Origin of the sequence: Alteraquisediminimonas sediminicola (assembly GCF_019740335.1) — a bacterium.
GTDB classification, from domain to species: domain Bacteria; phylum Pseudomonadota; class Alphaproteobacteria; order Sphingomonadales; family Sphingomonadaceae; genus Alteraquisediminimonas; species Alteraquisediminimonas sediminicola.
The window spans coordinates 255,477-274,704 of the sequence record NZ_JAHXZS010000003.1; the positions used below are offsets into that span (position 1 = coordinate 255,477).

Annotated in this window: 19 protein-coding genes and 2 pseudogenes; 10 read left to right on the plus strand and 11 right to left on the minus strand. The window is 60.6% G+C overall.

Annotation, left to right across the window (positions count from 1 at the left end; all coding sequences use genetic code 11):
* Positions 1 to 30: 30 nt before the first annotated feature.
* The 6 genes and pseudogenes from pal to tolQ all read right to left on the minus strand — a co-directional run bounded on the left by pal (position 31) and on the right by tolQ (position 4,575).
* Positions 31 to 552, minus strand: a complete 522-nt coding sequence (gene pal / locus K6117_RS09155; protein WP_221794300.1) for a peptidoglycan-associated lipoprotein Pal — start codon at positions 550 to 552, stop codon at positions 31 to 33.
* Positions 553 to 627: 75 nt separating this feature from the next.
* A pseudogene (tolB, locus tag K6117_RS09160) lies at positions 628 to 1,926 on the minus strand (Tol-Pal system beta propeller repeat protein TolB); the annotation flags it as partial.
* Positions 1,927 to 1,991: 65 nt separating this feature from the next.
* Positions 1,992 to 2,486: a hypothetical protein gene (locus K6117_RS09165; protein ID WP_246604978.1), complete on the minus strand. Its 495-nt coding sequence runs from the start codon at positions 2,484 to 2,486 to the stop codon at positions 1,992 to 1,994.
* Entirely contained in the window at positions 2,486 to 3,358 is an 873-nt protein-coding gene (locus tag K6117_RS09170; RefSeq protein WP_221794181.1) for a cell envelope biogenesis protein TolA, read from the minus strand. The genes K6117_RS09165 and K6117_RS09170 overlap by 1 nt, the downstream gene beginning before the upstream one ends.
* Positions 3,358 to 3,861, minus strand: coding sequence for an ExbD/TolR family protein (locus K6117_RS09175; protein ID WP_221794183.1), 504 nt, complete (start codon positions 3,859 to 3,861; stop codon positions 3,358 to 3,360). The genes K6117_RS09170 and K6117_RS09175 overlap by 1 nt, the downstream gene beginning before the upstream one ends.
* A 3-nt stretch (positions 3,862 to 3,864) precedes the next feature.
* Positions 3,865 to 4,575: a protein TolQ gene (gene tolQ, locus K6117_RS09180; protein ID WP_221794185.1), complete on the minus strand. Its 711-nt coding sequence runs from the start codon at positions 4,573 to 4,575 to the stop codon at positions 3,865 to 3,867.
* Positions 4,576 to 4,787: 212 nt separating this feature from the next.
* Here tolQ and rplY point away from each other — a divergent pair.
* Positions 4,788 to 5,078 (plus strand): annotated as a pseudogene (gene rplY / locus K6117_RS09185) (50S ribosomal protein L25); the annotation flags it as partial.
* A gap of 116 nt (positions 5,079 to 5,194) precedes the next feature.
* Entirely contained in the window at positions 5,195 to 6,364 is a 1,170-nt protein-coding gene (locus K6117_RS09190) for a BaiN/RdsA family NAD(P)/FAD-dependent oxidoreductase (protein WP_221794189.1), read from the plus strand.
* 36 nt (positions 6,365 to 6,400) lie between these two features.
* Here K6117_RS09190 and K6117_RS09195 read toward each other — a convergent pair whose 3' ends face one another.
* Both K6117_RS09195 and K6117_RS09200 read right to left on the minus strand, forming a co-directional pair.
* Positions 6,401 to 7,078 (minus strand): RlmE family RNA methyltransferase, encoded by a 678-nt coding sequence (locus tag K6117_RS09195; protein ID WP_221794191.1) that lies wholly within the window; start codon positions 7,076 to 7,078, stop codon positions 6,401 to 6,403.
* Positions 7,075 to 8,181, minus strand: a complete 1,107-nt coding sequence (locus tag K6117_RS09200; protein ID WP_246604979.1) for a Ppx/GppA phosphatase family protein — start codon at positions 8,179 to 8,181, stop codon at positions 7,075 to 7,077. The genes K6117_RS09195 and K6117_RS09200 overlap by 4 nt, the downstream gene beginning before the upstream one ends.
* A gap of 175 nt (positions 8,182 to 8,356) precedes the next feature.
* On the opposite strand from K6117_RS09200, the gene hslV reads away from it, so the two are divergent.
* Together hslV and hslU are read left to right on the plus strand one after the other, a co-directional pair.
* On the plus strand, positions 8,357 to 8,908 hold the full coding sequence (gene hslV, locus K6117_RS09205; RefSeq protein WP_246604980.1) for an ATP-dependent protease subunit HslV: 552 nt from the start codon (positions 8,357 to 8,359) through the stop codon (positions 8,906 to 8,908).
* Positions 8,909 to 8,967: 59 nt separating this feature from the next.
* Positions 8,968 to 10,272, plus strand: a complete 1,305-nt coding sequence (hslU, locus tag K6117_RS09210; protein WP_221794193.1) for an ATP-dependent protease ATPase subunit HslU — start codon at positions 8,968 to 8,970, stop codon at positions 10,270 to 10,272.
* A 43-nt stretch (positions 10,273 to 10,315) separates the two neighbouring features.
* Here the strand turns inward: hslU and K6117_RS09215 are convergent, their stop codons facing one another.
* Entirely contained in the window at positions 10,316 to 11,119 is an 804-nt protein-coding gene (locus K6117_RS09215) for a universal stress protein (protein WP_221794195.1), read from the minus strand.
* A 116-nt stretch (positions 11,120 to 11,235) separates the two neighbouring features.
* Here K6117_RS09215 and K6117_RS09220 point away from each other — a divergent pair, with 116 nt between their 5' ends.
* Positions 11,236 to 12,525 carry a sugar phosphate nucleotidyltransferase gene (locus K6117_RS09220; protein WP_221794197.1) on the plus strand — a complete coding sequence of 430 codons (1,290 nt, stop codon included), beginning with the start codon at positions 11,236 to 11,238 and terminating at the stop codon, positions 12,523 to 12,525.
* 114 nt (positions 12,526 to 12,639) lie between these two features.
* On the opposite strand, the gene K6117_RS09225 is transcribed toward K6117_RS09220, so the two are convergent.
* Together K6117_RS09225 and K6117_RS09230 are read right to left on the minus strand one after the other, a co-directional pair.
* On the minus strand, positions 12,640 to 14,241 hold the full coding sequence (locus K6117_RS09225) for an OprO/OprP family phosphate-selective porin (RefSeq protein ID WP_221794198.1): 1,602 nt from the start codon (positions 14,239 to 14,241) through the stop codon (positions 12,640 to 12,642).
* 24 nt (positions 14,242 to 14,265) lie between these two features.
* Positions 14,266 to 15,303: a substrate-binding domain-containing protein gene (locus K6117_RS09230; RefSeq protein WP_221794200.1), complete on the minus strand. Its 1,038-nt coding sequence runs from the start codon at positions 15,301 to 15,303 to the stop codon at positions 14,266 to 14,268.
* Positions 15,304 to 15,477: 174 nt separating this feature from the next.
* On the opposite strand from K6117_RS09230, the gene pgsA reads away from it, so the two are divergent.
* The 5 genes from pgsA to K6117_RS09255 all read left to right on the plus strand — a co-directional run bounded on the left by pgsA (position 15,478) and on the right by K6117_RS09255 (position 19,101).
* On the plus strand, positions 15,478 to 16,041 hold the full coding sequence (pgsA, locus tag K6117_RS09235) for a CDP-diacylglycerol--glycerol-3-phosphate 3-phosphatidyltransferase (RefSeq protein ID WP_221794202.1): 564 nt from the start codon (positions 15,478 to 15,480) through the stop codon (positions 16,039 to 16,041).
* 4 nt (positions 16,042 to 16,045) lie between these two features.
* Entirely contained in the window at positions 16,046 to 16,327 is a 282-nt protein-coding gene (locus K6117_RS09240) for a MoaD/ThiS family protein (protein WP_221794204.1), read from the plus strand.
* On the plus strand, positions 16,324 to 16,767 hold the full coding sequence (locus K6117_RS09245; RefSeq protein ID WP_221794206.1) for a molybdenum cofactor biosynthesis protein MoaE: 444 nt from the start codon (positions 16,324 to 16,326) through the stop codon (positions 16,765 to 16,767). The genes K6117_RS09240 and K6117_RS09245 overlap by 4 nt, the downstream gene beginning before the upstream one ends.
* A 65-nt stretch (positions 16,768 to 16,832) precedes the next feature.
* The gene (locus tag K6117_RS09250) at positions 16,833 to 18,512 is read left to right on the plus strand and encodes an ATP-binding protein (protein ID WP_221794208.1); all 1,680 of its coding nucleotides are present in this window, start codon (positions 16,833 to 16,835) and stop codon (positions 18,510 to 18,512) included.
* Positions 18,513 to 18,573: 61 nt separating this feature from the next.
* Positions 18,574 to 19,101 carry a DNA-deoxyinosine glycosylase gene (locus tag K6117_RS09255; RefSeq protein ID WP_221794210.1) on the plus strand — a complete coding sequence of 176 codons (528 nt, stop codon included), beginning with the start codon at positions 18,574 to 18,576 and terminating at the stop codon, positions 19,099 to 19,101.
* Positions 19,102 to 19,228: the final 127 nt, after the last annotated feature.

Below are 19,228 nucleotides of genomic sequence, written 5' to 3' on the forward strand. Positions count from 1 at the left end.
CGGATCATCACTAGATATGCATCAGGTCGATCAGTAACCGGCGCTCGAAAGCACCACGGTCACGGCGCGGCGATTCTGCGCCCATGCCGCTTCGTCCGAACCTTGGGCCACGGGGCGCTCCTTGCCATAGCTGATCGTGGTCAGGCGCGATGCCGCAACGCCCTTGGCCGCCAGATAATTTTTGGCGGCATTGGCGCGACGATCACCCAAAGCGAGGTTATATTCGCGGGTGCCGCGTTCATCGCAATGGCCTTCGATCGTGGCGGTGACATTCGGATATTTCGCCATCCATGCTGCCTGCGCATCAAGGGTCGCCTTATCCTGCGCGTCCAGATCATAGGCGTCGGTTTCAAACAACACCGTGTCCGTGCCGGATTGCGCGAGGAAATCTTCCTTCGAACCGGGGATCGGGCCGGTGGGGGCCGGTGGCGTCACTTCCGCAACGGGTGCCACTTCCTGCGGCGGCGGCGGCAATTGGACCGGTTCCTTCTTGGCGCAGGCAGCGGTCAGCCCGAGGGCGGCCACCAATGCAATCCGGCTGATCATCTTCATCGTCATATCAGATCTCCTCGTTCACCGACTCGGCATTTTTACACAGATATTCATTCAGACATATATAGCTGCAATTCAAGGCAATAAAGGACCCCAGCCCGGATCTGACCCGTCCAACGGGGTCGGCACGCGGCGTTCGTTCACGCCGGTCAGATCGACCGTCCACAGATCGGCCTTGCCCGATCCTTGCGCTGTGCGGAAAAAAGTGATGACCCGGCCATTGGGCGACCAGCTTGGCCCTTCATCCTGCCAGCCATTGGTCAGCATCTGCTCGTTCCCGCCGCCGGGGCTCATCACGCCGACGTTAAAACCGCCGCCAATCCGGGTAAAGGCGATCAAATCGCCGCGCGGCGACCAGACCGGCGTCGCATAGCGCCCGCTGCCAAAGCTGATCCGCTGCTGCGACGATCCATCGGCGTCCATGACATAGAGCTGCTGGCTGCCGCCCCGGTCGCTTTCAAACACGACCCGGCCCCCATCGGGCGAATAGCTCGGCGCGGTATCAATGCCGGGGCTGGACGTCAGCCGCTGCGGCGCGCCACCGCTCACCGGCATGCGGTAAATGTCGGTATTGCCGCCAATCGCCATTGAAAACACGATGAAGCGACCATCCGGCGATACGCGCGGCGCAAAGGTCATGTTCGGCTGATCGAGCAGCAGGCGCTGCTTGCCCGTCGCCAGATCATAGACGAACACGCGCGGACGTTCCTGCAAATAGCTCATGTACACGATCTGCTGGCGATTGGGCGAAAAGCGCGGGGTCAGCACAATCGACTGGCCATTGGTCAGGAAGCGATGGTTCGCCCCGTCCTGATCCATGATCGCCAGCCTTTTGATGCGCTTCGCCTTTGGCCCGGTTTCCGAGACATAGACCATGCGGCTGTCGAAATAAGGACCTTCGCCGGTCAGCCTTGTATAGACCAGATCCGCGCATTTATGCGCCGCGCGCCGCCATGCGCCGGGCGGCACGACAAAACCGTCGCGCTTCAGTTCATTTTGCGCGGACACATCATAAAGATAACAACCGATGGTGAGCGTGCCATCGCCATTCGCCTTCACATAGCCCGATACCAGCGCCTGTGCGCCGGTTTGCACCCAATAAGGATAATCGGGGGCCGTCACCTGCGGAATCGCGACCGGGGCAATGCCTGCCGGACCGCGCGGGGTGAACAGACCGCTGGTTTTCAGGTCGTTCGCGATCACCTCGGCCATTTGCCGCCCCAAGCTTTCGGTATCCCCTGCCGGTGTCGAGCTGTTGGCGGGCGTCGGCATCGCGGGTACGGCAATCGGCATCGGATCGGAAATGCCGCCGACCACATCGACCTCGATCGGCTGGGCCGATGCGACCGAAGCCATCCCTGCGCCACCCGCCGCCAACAGGACCAACGCCAGATGGCGCACGCGATGTTGCCAAATTGCTGTCATACTCAATCCCATATTCATGCCGAACCTTTCGGGCTGAAAGTCAGGTATAATTCTTCCCATCCGTTCTGGTGCAGTTCGACCGGCGCGGCAATGGGGGTGCAGCGGATAATCGCGACGCGCGCGGCTTCGGCCATGAGGCCCGCATAGGGCGCGCCTTCCGGGGTCACGCCGCTTTGCCGGGTCAATAACGGCATACCGAGCAACATCCCGTCCGGCCCGAACCGCACTTGCATCACCGTCACGATCTGCCGCGCCGCCGATATTTTAATGGGTGCGCGGTAACAGCGGCGTACCTGCGCCCCGATATTGGCAATCGCGGCATCCAGCGCCGCCCTGTCCACATCGGCAAAAGACGCAGGCGGTGGCGGTGGCGATGCCCTGATCTGATCGGTGACGGGATTAGTCGCGGAGGAATATAGCTGCATATCCCGATCACCCTGCACGACATAATCTGACAGCAAGATGAACGCGCTGCCAATCAACACGGGCAAAAGAAGCGTGCCGGGCATCAGTTCGGCAGGGAATAGTTGAAGAAAATGTCGTTCCACCCCTGCCCGTTTGCGGTCTTGTACAATTCGGGCGGCAGGCCGCTGATCGGGGCGCATTCGACCACCGCGCCAATCGCGAGATCGGCGACCCTATCGGCATAACGCAGATTATCGCCATCGACCCCGGTTTGCGAGACAAGCGCGGGCTTGGCGGCCAGCGATCCATCCTTGTTAAACTGGAGCCGCAGCTTGGTCTTGATCCGATTCGCGCCGGGGCCGGGGTTGCGCCTGGTATTGGCGCAGGGCTGAATCCGCCGCGCGATCACGCTTTGGATGTTGGACAATTCCTGCGCGCCGACCGTCGCAGCCTTGGGCGCGGCATTGGTCGATTTCGACGGCTTGTCGCTCAAGCCCTTCAGAAAGCTGTCCCCGAACAACGCGCCCGTCGGTTTCTTGGCGGCGGAGGCAGGGTTGCTGCCGGATTTGCTATCGGCCTTGCCCGGCGTCGTGGCGGGTTTGGTCAAGGGCTTGGCGGGCGCAGGCTTGGCCGCGGCCTTGGGTAGCGGTGCAGGCGCGGGCTTGACCGCCGATGTCGTCGGCAAGGGCTTGGCCACTGGCGTTGGCTTTGGCGCCGGTGCAGGTTCTGGCGCGGGTGCAGGCGGCGGCGCATCTTCCGGCTGACCGAGATCGGGCGCGCGGCTCGTCGCTGGATCGGGATTGATCACGGGCGCGGCGGATTGCAGCCCGACCTCATCGACCAGCGAAATTTCGACCGGCTCATTCAGCGGCAAGGACACAGGGTCCGTGCGCATCATGCCATAGGTCAGCACGGCCAGCAGCACCGCATGGCCGATGACAGATATTCCAAGGCTACCGGCTTGCGACCGATCCATCAATTTGCGGCCTCTCCGGCAACACTATCGGCACTATCTGCGGGCATCGCGACACTTGCCTCGCCCTCCCCGGCATTACCGGTCGTCACCAACGAAATCTTGCGCAATCCGGCGCGGTTGAGTTCACCCATCACCAGCATCACCCGGCCATAATCAAGGGCGCGGTCGGCGCGCAGATACACCTGCGGCCCCTCCGGCGCACCTTGTTGGGCAAGGACAGACAGACGTTCCGGCAAGGTCGCCAGCGGGATTTCCTGATCGTCGATATAGACCCGGCCCTCGGCATCGAGCGACAATTGCACCGGCTTGTCCTGCACCTGTTCCAACGCGGCAGCGCGGCTGTCCGGCAGCTCAATCGGCACGCCCGCGTTCAACAACGGGGCCGTCACCATGAAGATGATCAGCAGCACCAACATCACATCGACCATCGGCGTGACGTTGATTTCCGCCATCGGTGCACGACGACCACGGCCACGCTGGGAAGGGAGCTGTCCCATCGCCATGGTTCAGCGCTCCTGATCGAGTTCGCGGGACAAGGTCGCGTGAAAACCATCGGCAAAGCGATTGAGCCGCGCCTCCAGCCGGTTCAGGCTATGGGTGATGCGGTTATAGGCGATCACCGCCGGAATCGCAGCGAACAGGCCCAGCGCCGTCGCGAACAAGGCCTCGGCAATACCGGGGGCGACCACGTTCAGGCTGGTGCTCTGTTGCCCGGCAATATCGGTAAAGCTGCGCATGATGCCCCAGACCGTGCCGAACAGGCCGACAAAAGGCGCAACCGAACCGACCGTGGCGAGCATGTTGATTCGATCTCCTAGCCGATCGATCTCGGCGGCAACCGTCGCACCCATCGCGGTTGCGAGACGGGCGCGCACGCCTTCCTTGTCGATCGCCTTGCCGTTGGTCGACCGCCGCCATTCGGACAAGGCCGCGGCAAAGACCTTGACCGAGGGGAGATCATCGCGCCCGCGATCTTCATAGAAACGGTCGACATCGTCCGATTTCCAGAAGTCGCGTTCGAACTGATCGTTCGCCTTGGTCAATCGGCCAAAGCCGATGGCATGGCGGGAAATGATCGCCCAGGTCCAGATGCTGGCCAGCACAAGGCCGATCATCACGACCTTCACGATGATATCCGCCTGCATGAACAGGTGGATCGGCGACATCATGTCGGCAATATTGGTCTGGGCGGCGGGAATCAGGCCGTCAGGCTGCATGGGGTATGTCCATATCTGCTTGTGGTGTGTCAAAAGCGATGAATCGGGGATTTCAATACCCTAATGCAAGCGAAAACCTGTCCCCCGCCTGAATTTCATCGCCAGACCGGTCGATATTTGCATTCAGACCGGTTTTGCCCTATGCGCCGCCGCTTCCCTGCATGGTCATCCCTGGAGGCGTGTCGGGAAATGAAACAAACTGGAGAATTATCATGAGCAACGTGCTGACTGTGTCGGCTGAGCTGCGCGACCGGGCTGGCAAGGGAGCCTCCCGTGCATTGCGCAACACTGGCCGCGTACCCGCCGTAATCTACGGCAACAACAAGGAACCGATCTCGATTCACCTCGAAGAGAAGTTGCTCGTAAAGTATCTCAACACCGGTACTTTTTTCGATTGCGAAATCCTCGTTGAAGTCAACGGCGAATCCATCCGCACCGCGCCGAAGGATTTGCAGTTCCACCCGGTCACCGACCGGCCACTGCACGTCGATCTGTTCCGTCTCGCCTAATCGGCTGAGCGACAGTGATCTGACAAAGGGAGGAAGGGCAACTTTCCTCCCTTTTTTGGTTGAGCTTGGCACCGGCCCACGCTCCCAGCATATAAAGGCCCTTCATCCGCATGAGCTTTGACGCGATCATTATCGGCGCAGGTGCCGCTGGCTTGATGGCCGCGGGCGTGGCGGGCCAGCGTGGCAAGCGCGTGCTGGTGATTGACCATGCCGATGAACCGGGCAAAAAAATCCTGATTTCCGGCGGCGGACGCTGCAATTTCACCAATGTCGGGACCGAGGCCGGCCGCTACCTCTCGAAAAACCCGCATTTCATGAAATCGGCGCTGCAACGCTTCACCCCGGCTGATTTCATCGCGATGGTCGATGCGGCGGGGATTGCGTGGCATGAAAAAACGCTCGGCCAATTATTCTGCGATGGCTCCGCGCGGCAGATTGTCGACATGCTGATGCAGGCCTGCCCGCCCGGCGTGTCCTTCCTGTTCGGCCATCCGGCAAGCGCGATCAGCTTTGCCGATGGTCAATTCCGCATCACCGTGAACGGCAGCGATTATATCGCCCCCAATCTGGTGATCGCATGCGGCGGGCCATCGATCCCGAAAATGGGCGCGACCGGCCTTGCTTATGATCTTGGTCGCCAGTTCGGGCTGAAAATTGTCGAGCCGCGCCCGGCCTTGGTGCCGCTGACGCTTGGCGGGGATGAATTATTGTTCCGCGACCTGTCGGGCGTAGCCGCCATGACGGAAGTGCGCTGTGGCAAGACCCGTTTCAAGGAAGCGAGCCTGTTCACCCATCGCGGCCTGTCCGGCCCGGCGATCCTGCAAATCTCCTCTTATTGGCGGCATGGCCAGCCGATCGGCATCGACTTTCTGCCCGGCGAAGATGCGGCGGCCATGTTGATTGCGGCGAAACAGGCCCGGCCCCGCGCGATGCCGACCACGATCTTGGGCGAAGTGTTGCCGCATCGGCTGGCAACGGCATTGGGGGCGCAGCTCGCCTTCCCGCATGAACTGGGCAACATGTCTGACAAGGCGCTCAGGGCAGCAGGCGCGCGGCTGAACGACTGGATTTTCCACCCCAATGGCACCGAGGGCTTTGCCAAGGCGGAGGTCACTTTGGGCGGGATCGACACCTCGGGCCTGTCGTCGCAGACCATGGCGGCGCGGCATTTGCCCGGCCTGTATTGCATTGGCGAGGGCGTGGATGTGACCGGCTGGCTTGGCGGCTATAATTTCCAATGGGCATGGGCCAGCGGCAAGGCCGCAGGCGACAGCCTGTAAAACGGGCCGGGAAAAACCCGGCCCCTTAACTTTGCCCTATTCCCCGCCGGTCTCACGCCCCTTGAACCCTTGGGCGATCACATACCATTCCGAGGATTCCTTGCGGCTCGCCGGGGGCTTGGCATGTTTGACGGTGGTGAACATGCGTTTCAGCATCGCGACCAGATCATTGTCCGCGCCGCCCGCCAGCACCTTCGCCACAAATGCCCCGCCGGGCTTGAGAATATCGCCCGCGAACAATGCGCCCGCCTCGACCAGACCCATGGTCCGCAAATGGTCGGTCTGGGCATGGCCGACGGTATTGGCCGCCATATCGGACAAGACGAGATCCGCATAGCCGCCCAAGGCCTCGGTCAACAGGCCAGGTGCGGCATCATCCATAAAATCCATTTCCAGCAGGACCGCGCCCTCGATCGGATCGGTCGGCAGAAGATCGATGCCGACCACCACCGCATTCGGCAGTTGCTTGCGCACCACCTGCGTCCAGCCACCCGGCGCAACGCCAAGATCGACCACGCGCCGTGCGCCTTTCAACAGGCCGAAGCGTTCGTCCAGCTCGATCAATTTATAGGCCGCGCGGGAGCGATAGCCCTCCGCCTTGGCGCGGCGGACATAGGGATCGTTCAACTGGCGTTCGAGCCAGCGCGTCGATGCCGCCGTCCGCTTGCGCGCGGTTTTCACCCGTTGATGGCCCGCCAATGTGCGCTTTGTCATGCCCGTCCACTCCCGCCGGGCATCATCCCGCGCAATATGCCTTCACGAATACCGCGATCCGCCACGCCCAGCCGCTCCGCTGGCCAGATTGAGAGAATCGCCTCCAAAATCGCGCAACCCGCCACCACCAGATCCGCCCGATCCTTGCCGATGCACGGCAGTAACGACCGTTCGATACAGGACATGCCCGCCAATTCACGGCAGATACGCGCCATATCATCCGAGGCGACCATCAAGCCATCGACCGCGCGGCGATCATAGACCGGCAGGTTGAGATAATAGCTGCCGAGCGTCGTGACCGTGCCACTGGTGCCGAGCAGGCGCAACGGCTTGATCCCGCGCGGCAGGCTACGGGCGAAATCGGCGAAGCTTTCCTGCACCAAATCGCACATGCGCTTATAGGCGGCGAACCGGCCTTCCGCCGTTTCCGGCTCATTTTCTTCATGTTCGGACAAAGACACCACGCCCCAAGGCGCGCTGTACCAACTGATGATGTCGGGATGGCCTTGGCGTGAGATCTTACTGGTATCGACCAGAATCAGCTCGGTCGATCCGCCGCCAATATCAAAGATCAGCGCCGGGCCGTCGCCCGCTTCCAACAATGCATGGCAGCCCATGACGGCCAACCGCGCCTCTTCGGCAGGGCTGATGATGTCGAGCGCAATGCCGGTTTCCTGAAAGACCCGACTGACGAAATCGCGGCCATTGGCGGCGCGGCGACAGGCCTCGGTCGCGACCGAGCGGGCGAGATGGACCGGGCGGCGGCGCATCTTGTCGGCGCAGATCGACAATGCCCCGACCGCGCGCTCAATCGCCGCGTCATTCAACCGGCCATTGCGGGCCAGTCCCTCGCCCAGCCGGACGATGCGGGAAAAGCTGTCGACAACGACAAAGCCGTCCGATGCGGGCCGCGCGATCAGCAAACGACAATTATTGGTGCCAAGATCGATGGCGGCATAAGCGCGTTTGCCTGTGAGGTCCGCGCCGACGCGTTCGGCCCCGGTGCGCGCGACCGGCCGATAAGGGGGTGGAGCACCGCCACCGGGGTTGCCCGGCTGGCTCCAACTGGCGTCTGTCCGCGCCTTGGCCATCAATTCGTCCATTCAATTCACATCCGGTCATCAGCAGAACTAAAATCAGTGACTACCGCCGGTACTTGGGAATCAACCTAGAGAAAGCGCCGCCTTGGCACAAGGGGCCTGAATCTATCATCCGGATTGGAAGCACTCTCACCCGCGCGCCCATTGAAGCCCGCTGGAGGCTCCCCATATGCGGGACATGAGCGAAAATATGACGTGGCACGGCACGACCATTCTCTCCGTGCGCAAGAACGGCAAAGTCGTCATCATTGGCGATGGTCAGGTCTCCATGGGCCAGACGGTGATGAAGCCGAATGCCCGCAAGGTCCGCCCCTTGGGCGATGGATCGGTGATCGGCGGCTTTGCAGGCGCCACCGCCGATGCCTTTACCCTGTTCGAACGGCTGGAAGCCCAATTGGAAAAGCATCGCGGCAAGCTGATGCGCGCGGCGGTCGAACTCGCCAAGAACTGGCGCACCGATAAATATCTCCGAAATCTGGAAGCAATGATGATCGTCGCCGATAAGGAGGTGACGTTGATCCTTACCGGCAATGGCGATGTGCTGGAACCGGTCGATGGTATCGCGGCCATTGGGTCGGGCGGCAATTACGCCCTCGCCGCAGCCCGCGCATTGCAGGAATATGAACAGGACGCCGAAGTGCAGGCACGCAAGGCGATGAAAGTCGCCGCCGATATCTGCGTCTATACCAATGAGCAATTCACCATCGAAACGCTGGACGCGGTTGCATAAGCACGGCCAGTGGCGCTCCCTATATTCAACCGCCCCTGATCGCGGCGAGAGAGAATGAGATGAACGAAAACCTGACGCCCAAAGCCATTGTAGCTGCCCTTGACGCGCATATCGTCGGCCAGCATGACGCCAAAAAGGCGGTCGCCGTGGCGCTGCGCAATCGCTGGCGTCGCCAGCGCCTGCCAGAAGCGCTGCGCGATGAGGTGACGCCGAAGAACATTCTGATGATCGGGCCGACGGGCTGCGGCAAGACCGAGATTTCCCGCCGTCTGGCGAAGCTTGCCGATGCGCCCTTCGTCAAGGTCGAGGCGACCAAATTCACCGAGGTCGGCTATGTCGGCCGCGACGTCGAACAGATTGCCCGCGATTTGGTGGAAGAGGCCGTCCGGCTGGAAAAGGAACGCCGCCGCCTCGCCGTCAAGGACAAGGCCGAAGAGGCGGCGATGAACCGCCTGCTCGATGCCCTGTGCGGCAAGGATGCGTCGGAAGCGACCCGTTCGTCCTTTCGCCAGCGTTTCCATGATGGCCATCTGGCGCAGGCCGAGATTGAGATCGAACTGGAGGCCGCGCCGCAAATGCCGTTCGAAATGCCGGGCGGCGGTGGCGGCGGCATCGGCATGATCAATCTTGGCGACATGATGGGCAAGGCATTCGGCCAGCACGCGCTCAAGCGCCGCAAGCTGACCGTCCCCGCCGCATGGGCCAAGCTGGTCGAGGAGGAAGCGGACAAACGGCTTGATCAGGATGAGGTCAGCCGCATCGCGCTCGCGGATGCCGAGGCCAATGGCATCGTCTTCCTCGATGAAATCGACAAGATCGCGGTGAGCGATGTCCGGGGCGGGTCCGTCAGCCGCGAAGGCGTGCAGCGCGACCTGTTGCCGTTGATCGAAGGCACGACCGTATCGACCAAATATGGCCCGATGAAAACCGACCATATCCTGTTCATCGCCTCCGGTGCCTTTCATGTCGCCAAGCCATCGGACCTGTTGCCCGAACTGCAAGGCCGTCTGCCGATCCGGGTCGAGCTAAAGGGCCTGACCGAGGATGATTTCGTCCGCATCCTGTCCGACACGCGGGCGAGCCTGACCGAGCAATATCGCGCCCTGATCGCGACCGAGGGCGTGGCCATCCACTTCACCGAAGATGGTATTCGGGCGATTGCCAAGGTCGCCGCCGAGGTCAATGAAAGCATCGAAAATATCGGGGCGCGCAGGCTATCGACCGTGATGGAAAAGCTGTTGGAAGACATCAGCTTCGATGCCGAGGACCGGGCGGGCAGCGAAATTCTGATCAATCGTGATTATGTCGAATCCCAACTCGCCAGCATCGCGCGCGACACCGATCTGAGCAAATATGTGCTGTAACGCATAAAGGCCGGGGGGATTTCCTCCCCCCGGCCCTATCGGATCAATGCATGAACACGAGCGGCATCGGCAGCCGCTCGATCATGTCGCGGGTCACGCCGCCGAACCAATATTCGCGGATGCGATTATGGCCGAACGCGCCCATCACCAGATAACGCGCCTGACATTCGCCCACCGCATCCAGGATCGCCGGGATGATCCCCGCATGGCCTGCCGGACGCTGCATCACTTCCGGCACGATGCCGTGGCGCGACAGATATTCGGCGGCCTCATTGAGGCTGAGCCGGCTTTCCGGCACATCATCGACCCCGATCACATGCACCGATGCCGCGTGGCGCAGCAGCGGCAATGCACTCTTGAGCGCGAATGCGGCTTCGATTGAGCCATTCCACGCAATCGCCGCCGACCCTGTAATATCGAAATGATGGGCAGCGGCAGGCAACACCGCCACCGGGGTGCGCGCGCCCATGATGACATCGCTGATCAGCCCCTCTTCCATCCGCCCACCCTTGCCCTGTGGCGGATGGCTCATGACGACAAGATCGCTCAACGCGGCGCGACGGACCAAGGCTCGGGCCGGATCATCCTGCGACGCGATATAATCCCAGCTCACATCCTCATGCGCCATGCGGGCCTCTATCGCCACGCGGGCCTTGTCCTCTTGCTCTGCCGCCAGCCGCAAGATCTCGGCAGCGCCCAGCGCATCGCCCATCGCCATGGCGGTCGAAAACGGGCTGGCGAACACGCAGGTCAGATGCCCCTTGCTTGCCCGCGCCACATCCAGCGCCGCCTGAAACCGCGCCTCGAATCCGGCATCCTGCCGCGCGTCCAATATCAATGATTTCATGGTCTCTCTCCTGATCTTCTGGCAAGCCCGGACAATAGAGAATGTTCACCTTTATCCTGCTATAGCAGGATAAAGTGCCGGTCCGGCATGTGTAATGTTGCGTATGAGGAAGCTTGATGAGCATCGTCCATCCCGTCATTCTGTGCGGCGGCAGCGGCGCGCGTTTATGGCCGATGTCCCGCAAATCCTATCCCAAGCAATTCTGCGCCCTGATCGATGACGACAGCCTGTATCAGGCCACGATAAAGCGCGTGTCCGGCGATGGATTCGCGCCGCCGATCATCGTCACCGCCGCCCCGTTCCGCTTCATCGCCGCCGATCAATTGGCCTGTCTCCGCATCGCCGCCAGCCAGATCCTGATCGAACCCGAAGGCCGCAACACCGCTCCGGCAGTACTTGCCGCCGCCTATTGGCTGGCCCGCGACGATGAAGATGCGTTGATGCTGGTCACGCCCGCCGATCATGTCTTGATGGATCAGGGCACATGGCAGCAGGCGATTGAAGAGGCGCAGCCCTTGGCATTGGCGGGCGATCTTGTCCTGATTAGCCCGCAAGACGCCAAGATCGGCAACGGTCTGTTATTGGCCAAGGTCTCGACCTTGCTCCACGCCTTTCAAACCCACGCCCCAAATCTGATCGAGATTGTCGGCGCGGCAGTGGCGAATGCCCAGCATGATCTCGATTTTCATCGACTCGCATCCGCCTTTTGGACCGATCTGCCCTATCTCACGGTCGAAGACGCCATATTGGCCAAGGCCAACAATATCCGCCGCATCACGGTCGCCGATGCATGGGTGGATGCCGATTATTGGACGGACATCCCGGCATTGGGCGATGCCGATCCGGCGGGCAATATCTGCACCGAACGGACGGATGCGATTGACTGCACCGGGTCGCTGTTGCGGTCGGAGGCGCAAGGACAGCACCTTATCGGGATCGGGTTGGAGGATATTATCGCGGTCGCCATGCCCGATGCAGTGCTGGTCGCCCACCGATCACGCAGCGCGGATGTGGGGCGCGCGGTGGAGCGACTGATGGCGCAACACGTCCCGCAGGCGACACTTTACCCACGCGAACACCGGCCATGGGGCTGGTATGAAAGCATCGCCATCGGGGAACGGTTTCAGGTGAAGCGGATCATGGTCAAGCCGGGCGGTTCGATCTCGTTGCAAAGCCACACCCATCGCGCCGAACATTGGATCATCGTCGCCGGCACGGCGCGGGTCAGCATTGATGACGAGGTCCGGCTGGTGACGGAAAACCAGTCGGTTTACGTCCCCTTGGGCGCGGTCCATCGCCTCGAAAATCCGGGCAAATTGCCGGTGATGCTGATCGAGGTCCAGACCGGCGCCTATCTCGGCGAAGATGACATCATCCGCTATGCCGATATCTATGCCCGTGGCTGAATAGCAAAAAAAGCGGCCGCCCCTTTAATGGGGGCGACCGCCAGAATATCACGCGACCAACTGCATGATAGAAAGCAGCGCGGCGGAGGGTATAACGCCGTGCTGCCTTGAAGTTTAGAAGTCGAAGGCAGCGCGCATGGCGACCGCATCGACACCGAAGCTCTTCTTGTCGACGCCAGCCACGGTGTTCCCACCTTGCGCCGAGCTCAGATCATTTGCGATCCGCTGCTTGCTGCCGCCGGTTACGTCGATGTGTGCATATTCAAGCGTGAAGCGCACATAGTCGATCGGCATCCAGGCGATGCTGGCGAGATAGCCAAGCTGCTTGCCGCCACGGGTCAGGTTCTTCGAAGCGGTGCAAACACCGGTTGCGAAGTTGTTGCTGCAACCATTCTGAAGCTTCGACGAATTGAGGTTCAGATAGTCGAAACGCGCGTTGACCTGAATGGCACCCCAGCCACCCTGATCGAACGGCTTCAACACCTTGGTGCGGTCGAACAGGCCGTTCTTATACCCGCGGGTTTCGCCGGTCAGGAAATAACCTGCTTCAACATAACCGCCTTCATACTGAATATCGTCGGTCGGCACGAGCATGCTGGTGTTGGTGACGAACGTATCGAGACCAGTGGTCTTGTCACCAGCCTTATAGGCATTGACGCGGGTAATCTGACCTTCGGCAACAACATGGAGCGACTTGAAGATACCGACGATTTCAGCGCCGATGATATCATCGCTCTTCGCCGCGAAATCACCTGAGTCCACAAAGCGTTCACCAGTCGTCTGCAACAGCGGACGGGCACGATAACGGGCAACCTGGTTCACCGACGACGAGTTAGCCGAAGTCGAGGCAACGCCTGCGCTGTTGCTGGCGAATTCACGGTGCTGATAGTTGGCACCGAAGTGCAACTGACCGCCAAATGCCATCGGGGCATAAACGAGACGCGCAGCGCCGATCCAGCCATCATTGTCGATCGAGGCATCGATCGTGTGGTTGGCGAACACACCGACATCCGCACGCAGCGTGTTGGCATTGTTCTTCAGACCGAGCACGACGCCGAGACGACGGGTGTCGGCAAAGGCATCGTTGAACGCAGCGCGTTCAATGAACGAGCTGTAACGCGACGAGGTCATCTGTTCGAGACCATCCAGCGATTCCTGATTACCGATGGTCACCGACCAAGGCTTGCCAGCCGGGGCATAGGTCATCACGACATCGCCGAAACCGACGGTCGAGTTGGCGAAATCAGCTTCGGCCTTATAGCCGAAACCACCCGGCATGCTGCCTTCTACGCCGATACGGATACGACGCACGCGGCTGCTGAAACCAAGGTTCTTGTTGCCGCCCGTAGCGTTGTTCACGGTCACCTTGTCATAGGCACCCGGGTTCGAGATATACGCCGTGTCATACATGAAACGGCCACGCACCTTGAACTTCCAGCCCGCTTCCTTGTCTTCCCACTGCGGCGCACCCTTCCAGGTCGGAGCGGCGACGGTCATGGTCTTCTTCAGGGCATCGATCTGCGCCTGAAGCGATTCGACCTGCGCCTGCATCAGCAGAGCATCGCTGTTCTGCGCGGCAGCGAGTTCGGCGTCCGAGACGACTTCGCTCGTGACTTCCTGCTGCGCACCAGCGGCATCCTGCGCCATCGCGGCGACCGGCATGGCCAATACGGCGATGCTGGCGCCCAGCATCAGGTTAAGCTTGTTCAATTTCACGATATTTCCCCTTAATTCTACTATTTACTTCAAGACGCCAAAGTTCATCGGCGTCAGCGTCCGGGCGATGGTGGCCGCATTATTGCGCGCCGCCGTCGGCGAAGCGACCAGACCGTAACGGATCAGATAACCGCTCGGGCCCCATGCAGCTTCATTGGCATAGGCCGCGAGGAACTGACGGATGCCGGGAATGCCCTTGGCATGTGCGTTCTTCACATAGACATAGAGTGCGCGTGCGCCCGGATATTTGAAGCTAGAAATCGTTTCATAGCTTGGTGCCACGCCGTTGATGGCGACGCCCTTCAGCTTGGAAGCGTTTTCTTCCAGATAGGAATAGCCGAACAGACCGACGGTGCCGACATTGGCTTCCAGCTTCTGCACGATCAGATTGTCGTTTTCACCGGCGTTGATGTACGCGCCATCTTCACGCACGCCCTTGCAGATCGCGTTGTACTTGGCTTCGTCGCTCTTCTTCAACGCGGCAATGCCGGGATTGGTCGCGCACACCGGTTCCATGAACAGGTCTTCCAGCGAAGAACGCGTACCGGACGTCGTCGGCGGGCCATAAACGCGGATTGCGATCGCTGGCAGCTTCGGATTGACATCCTTCCAGGTCTTGGCGGTGTTCGGCTTGCCGAACGGGGTCTTGGCGATCGCCATATAGATGTCGCGCAGGTTCACGCCAGCGAGCTGGGTGTTCTTGGCAGTGGCAAGTGCCAGACCATCGAGACCGACCTGAATTTCAGTCACCTGCGTCACGCCATTGGCGGCGCATGCCTTGGCTTCCGACGCCTTCATGCGACGCGATGCGTTTTCAATGTCAGGGAAGTTCGGGCCGACGCCGGCGCAGAACAGCTTCATGCCAGCACCCGTGCCGGTCGATTCGATGATCGGCGCAGGCAGGCGCGGGTTAGCCTGAGCAAAACGCTCGGCAACGGCCTTGGTGAACGGATACACCGTGGACGAACCAACGACGCGGATATTGTTGCGCGCGAGCGCCGGTTGCGCGGCAACCGCCACACCCGCCATCAACAACGCACAGGCAAACTTTTTCACAATCATTCCCTTTCCCTGTTTGGGTACAGCTGGCCGCATGGCCTTCCACTGTCGGGAGCCGCACTAGGCAGGTTTGATGCCGATTCGATGACAGAGAGATGACAGTTCCATGACAATCGGGGATGGCACCCTTGCGTCCCGGCCCTTGCGCTTCGACCTTATATCGCCGATAGCTCGACTGTGCTGAGCCTGCCGAACATACTCACCATGTCCCGTATTTTCGCGGTGCCATTGCTGGTCTGCCTCTTGTGGTGGCCGGGCTGGGAGTTCGGCTATATGATGGGCTTTGGGCTATATTGCCTGATGGGCCTTACCGATTATTTCGATGGCTACCTGGCCCGTGCCCGGGGAACCGTTTCAAAACTCGGCATTTTCCTTGATCCAATTGCCGACAAGATCATGGTCGCCGCCGTCATCGTCATGTTGGTCGGCACGCGCCACAATCCAGCGGCCATTCAGGGCGTGCATCTGATTGCCGCGCTGATCATCCTGATTCGCGAAATAGCCGTCTCGGGCCTGCGGGAATTTCTCGCCGGGCTGCGGGTGTCGATCCCGGTGTCCAAGCTCGCGAAATGGAAAACGACGTTTCAGTTGATCGCGCTTGGCGCGTTGATCCTTGCGGGCGCATTGCCGCAAGAAGTCTGGATCAAGATGACGGGCCTTGCGACCTTGTGGATGGCCGCCGCGCTGACGGTGATTACCGGCTGGGATTATCTGCGCGTCGGCATGAAACATATGGACTGACGGCATGACGACGCCCGCCAGCCGCCCGCTTTCCATCCTCTATTTCGCATGGGTCGCCGAACAGATCGGCTGTCGGCAGGAACAATGCGAGGATGCCGATGATATGCGGAGCCTGACGATTGCGGCCTTTCTCGCGCGACATGCCGCGACCAGCCCCGGCCATACCGCCGCCTTTGCCCGGGCAGACCGGCTGCGGGCCGCGCTTGATCAACAATTCACATCGCTTGATACGATCATCGGCAATGCCCGCGAACTTGCCATCTTTCCGCCGGTCACTGGCGGATGAGGCATATCCGCATCCAGACCGATGCAATCGACACGGGCGCGGAACTGGCGCGGCTGGAGAGCCTGCCGGGCGGCGCGGTCGCCAGTTTCACCGGACTGGTGCGCGACGACAATGGTTTATTGGAACTGGAGCTGGAACATTATCCCGGCATGACCGAGGCCGCGCTGGCCGCCTTGGTGGACACCGCCTGCGCGCGCTGGCCATTATTGGGGGTCGTACTGATCCATCGCATCGGGCCGATGCGCCTTGGCGAACGCATCGTGCTGGTCGGCACCGCCTCCAAGCATCGCGCCGCCGCGCTTGCCGCCTGCGCCTTTCTGATCGACCGGCTGAAAACCGATGCGCCATTCTGGAAGCGCGAACATTTTGCCAATGGGCAATCCGGCTGGGTAGAGGCCAAAGAAAGTGACGATGACGCCGCCGCGCGGTGGGACAAGTAAATTCTTCCTTTACCCTTGGTGTTTAGACTTTCGCCTTGGGAACGTAACACCGGGAGAATGTTTTCATGGATAGCCAAGGCACCCCATTTGCAACGGACGATCATATCGCCCCGATCGGATTTGCCCCGCAGCCGCCAGAAAACAGCGCTCTTCTCACCCTTGGCCATATTTATGAGGTCAGCGGCGCATCGGCACAGGCAGTGCTGGATTCGGCCATGGTGCATCAATTGTCCGAGCATCAGGATCCCTGCATCGCCATGGCCGGACAGATTGGCGGATTCGTCAAGATCAAGGTCGCCAATGCATGGCTGGTCGCCAATATTCGCACGCTCGCCATGTTCGGGTCTGACGGCGACCGCATTATCGCGGCCATCGATTTCATGGGCGAAGGCGATTATGATGCACGCACCCGGTCCTTGGTCAATTTCCGGCGCGGGATTACGCGCTATCCCAGCCCCGGCCTCCCGATCAATCCGCTCGACAATCATGAGTTGCAACAAATTTTCGCAACGGATGGCCGCCCCCATTTTGAAATCGGTACGGTGTACCCGACCAAGGATATTCGCGGCGCCGTCTATCTCGATGGCTTGTTGAATCGCCACTTCGCATTGCTGGGTTCGACCGGGACCGGTAAATCGACCGCCGCCGCGCTGATCCTGCACAAGATTTGCGCGCTCGCCCCCAATGGCCATATCGTGGTGGTCGACCCCCATGGCGAATATTCCGCCGCGTTCAAAAGCGTGGGCGCGCTGTTCGATGTCAACAATCTCGCGCTGCCTTATTGGATGATGAATTTCGAGGAGCATTGCGAGGTCTTTGTCACCTCGGAAGGTTCGGACCGGCAGCGCGATAGCGACCTGCTGGCCAAATGTCTGCTCGCCGCCCGTGCCAAAAACCGGATCGGCGCGGAAATCCCACGCCTGACGGTCGATAGCCCGGTACCCTATCTCTTGTCCGACCTGACCAACATCATTCAGGGCGAAATGGGCAAGATGGACCGCGCGGGCGATTCCTCGCCTTATATGCGACTCAAGAACAAGATCGACGAGATCAAGGCCGATCCTCGCTATAATTTCATGTTTTCGGGCATGTTGGTGTCGGACACCATGGCCGACTTCATCGCCAAGATTTTCCGCATGCCGGGCGATGGCCGCCCGATCTCGATCATCGATGTGTCCGGCGTGCCGTCGAACATCACCTCGACCGTGGTCGCCGTCATCAGCCGGCTGGTGTTCGATTATGCGGTCTGGGCGCGCAATGAACCGCAGCGCCCGATCATGTTCGTGTGCGAAGAGGCCCATCGCTACATCCCCTCCGACCGCATCACCAGCCATAGTGCCGTCCGCCGCATTCTGGAACGGATCGCCAAGGAAGGACGTAAATACGGTGTCTCGCTTGGCCTGATCACCCAGCGGCCCAGCGATCTGGCCGAAGGCGTGCTATCGCAATGCGGCACGATCATCACCATGCGCCTCAACAACGAACGCGATCAGGCGATGGTCCGGGCAGCCATGCCGGAAGGCGCGCGCGGCTTCCTTGACTCCATCCCCGCGCTGCTCAACCGCGAATGCATCATCTGCGGCGAAGGCGTCGCCATTCCGATCAGGGTCGGGCTGGATAATCTGGAGGCGGAGAAGCGTCCGGCATCCAGCGATCCGGTCTTCTCGACCCTGTGGCGCGAAAAAGGCGGCGAAAAGGACGTGCTCAACCGCGTCGTCGATCGCTGGCGTCATCAAGGGCGGTAATCGCCCGATCGCGCTTCCGCCATATAGACCATAAACAGGTCATCCCCATATAAGAGCCGATATGGCAGACAATATGGCGGGCAACTTCGACTCCAAATCATGCTTTGCCCCGGTCATCGGGGCAAAGACGCGATTACTCGTGCTCGGCAGCCTGCCCGGCGATGTCTCGCTGGCGCAACAGCAATATTATGCCCATCCGACCAACCAGTTCTGGCATCTGATCGGATCGGTCATCGGGCAGGATCTTGCCGCCCTGCCCTATGCGGCACGGCTCCATGCGCTGATGGCGGCTGGCATCGGCCTATGGGATGTCATCAAGACGGCGAAACGACCGGGCAGTCTCGACAGCAAGATCAGCGACCATGAATCCAACCCGCTCAACGCACTGGTGGCGCGCCTGCCGACCTTACGCGCCATCGCCTTCAACGGCGCGACATCTGCCCGTATCGGTCGACAGCAATTGACCCCGTCAACACATCATCGCCAGAAGTACGACCTCATCAATCTGCCATCGAGCAGCGCCGCCTATTGCACGATCAATCTGGAGGCGAAGCGGGCGCACTGGGCGATGCTCTCCACCTATCTCTAGGGTCAGCGCGTCAAATTTAGTAAGCATGACAAAATGTGCAGTATGTTTTAAGTCAATTTGGCTGCATCATTGGAAAGATGGTAAAAGTTTGCTAACGCTCAAAATTAGGCCCATAAACTCACAAGAT

Coding starts and splice junctions, on each gene's coding strand:
- K6117_RS09250 (WP_221794208.1), top strand. CDS start 16,833: ATGGATAGCCAAGGCACCCCATTTGCAACGGACGATCATATCGCCCCG.
- tolQ (WP_221794185.1), bottom strand. CDS start 4,575: ATGCAGCCTGACGGCCTGATTCCCGCCGCCCAGACCAATATTGCCGAC.
- pal (WP_221794300.1), bottom strand. CDS start 552: ATGAAGATGATCAGCCGGATTGCATTGGTGGCCGCCCTCGGGCTGACC.
- K6117_RS09170 (WP_221794181.1), bottom strand. CDS start 3,358: ATGGATCGGTCGCAAGCCGGTAGCCTTGGAATATCTGTCATCGGCCAT.
- K6117_RS09245 (WP_221794206.1), top strand. CDS start 16,324: ATGAGGCATATCCGCATCCAGACCGATGCAATCGACACGGGCGCGGAA.
- K6117_RS09255 (WP_221794210.1), top strand. CDS start 18,574: ATGGCAGACAATATGGCGGGCAACTTCGACTCCAAATCATGCTTTGCC.
- K6117_RS09175 (WP_221794183.1), bottom strand. CDS start 3,861: ATGGCGATGGGACAGCTCCCTTCCCAGCGTGGCCGTGGTCGTCGTGCA.
- K6117_RS09165 (WP_246604978.1), bottom strand. CDS start 2,486: ATGCCCGGCACGCTTCTTTTGCCCGTGTTGATTGGCAGCGCGTTCATC.
- K6117_RS09195 (WP_221794191.1), bottom strand. CDS start 7,078: ATGACAAAGCGCACATTGGCGGGCCATCAACGGGTGAAAACCGCGCGC.
- K6117_RS09190 (WP_221794189.1), top strand. CDS start 5,195: ATGAGCTTTGACGCGATCATTATCGGCGCAGGTGCCGCTGGCTTGATG.
- K6117_RS09240 (WP_221794204.1), top strand. CDS start 16,046: ATGACGACGCCCGCCAGCCGCCCGCTTTCCATCCTCTATTTCGCATGG.
- K6117_RS09200 (WP_246604979.1), bottom strand. CDS start 8,181: ATGGACGAATTGATGGCCAAGGCGCGGACAGACGCCAGTTGGAGCCAG.
- K6117_RS09215 (WP_221794195.1), bottom strand. CDS start 11,119: ATGAAATCATTGATATTGGACGCGCGGCAGGATGCCGGATTCGAGGCG.
- hslU (WP_221794193.1), top strand. CDS start 8,968: ATGAACGAAAACCTGACGCCCAAAGCCATTGTAGCTGCCCTTGACGCG.
- K6117_RS09230 (WP_221794200.1), bottom strand. CDS start 15,303: ATGATTGTGAAAAAGTTTGCCTGTGCGTTGTTGATGGCGGGTGTGGCG.
- K6117_RS09220 (WP_221794197.1), top strand. CDS start 11,236: ATGAGCATCGTCCATCCCGTCATTCTGTGCGGCGGCAGCGGCGCGCGT.
- hslV (WP_246604980.1), top strand. CDS start 8,357: ATGAGCGAAAATATGACGTGGCACGGCACGACCATTCTCTCCGTGCGC.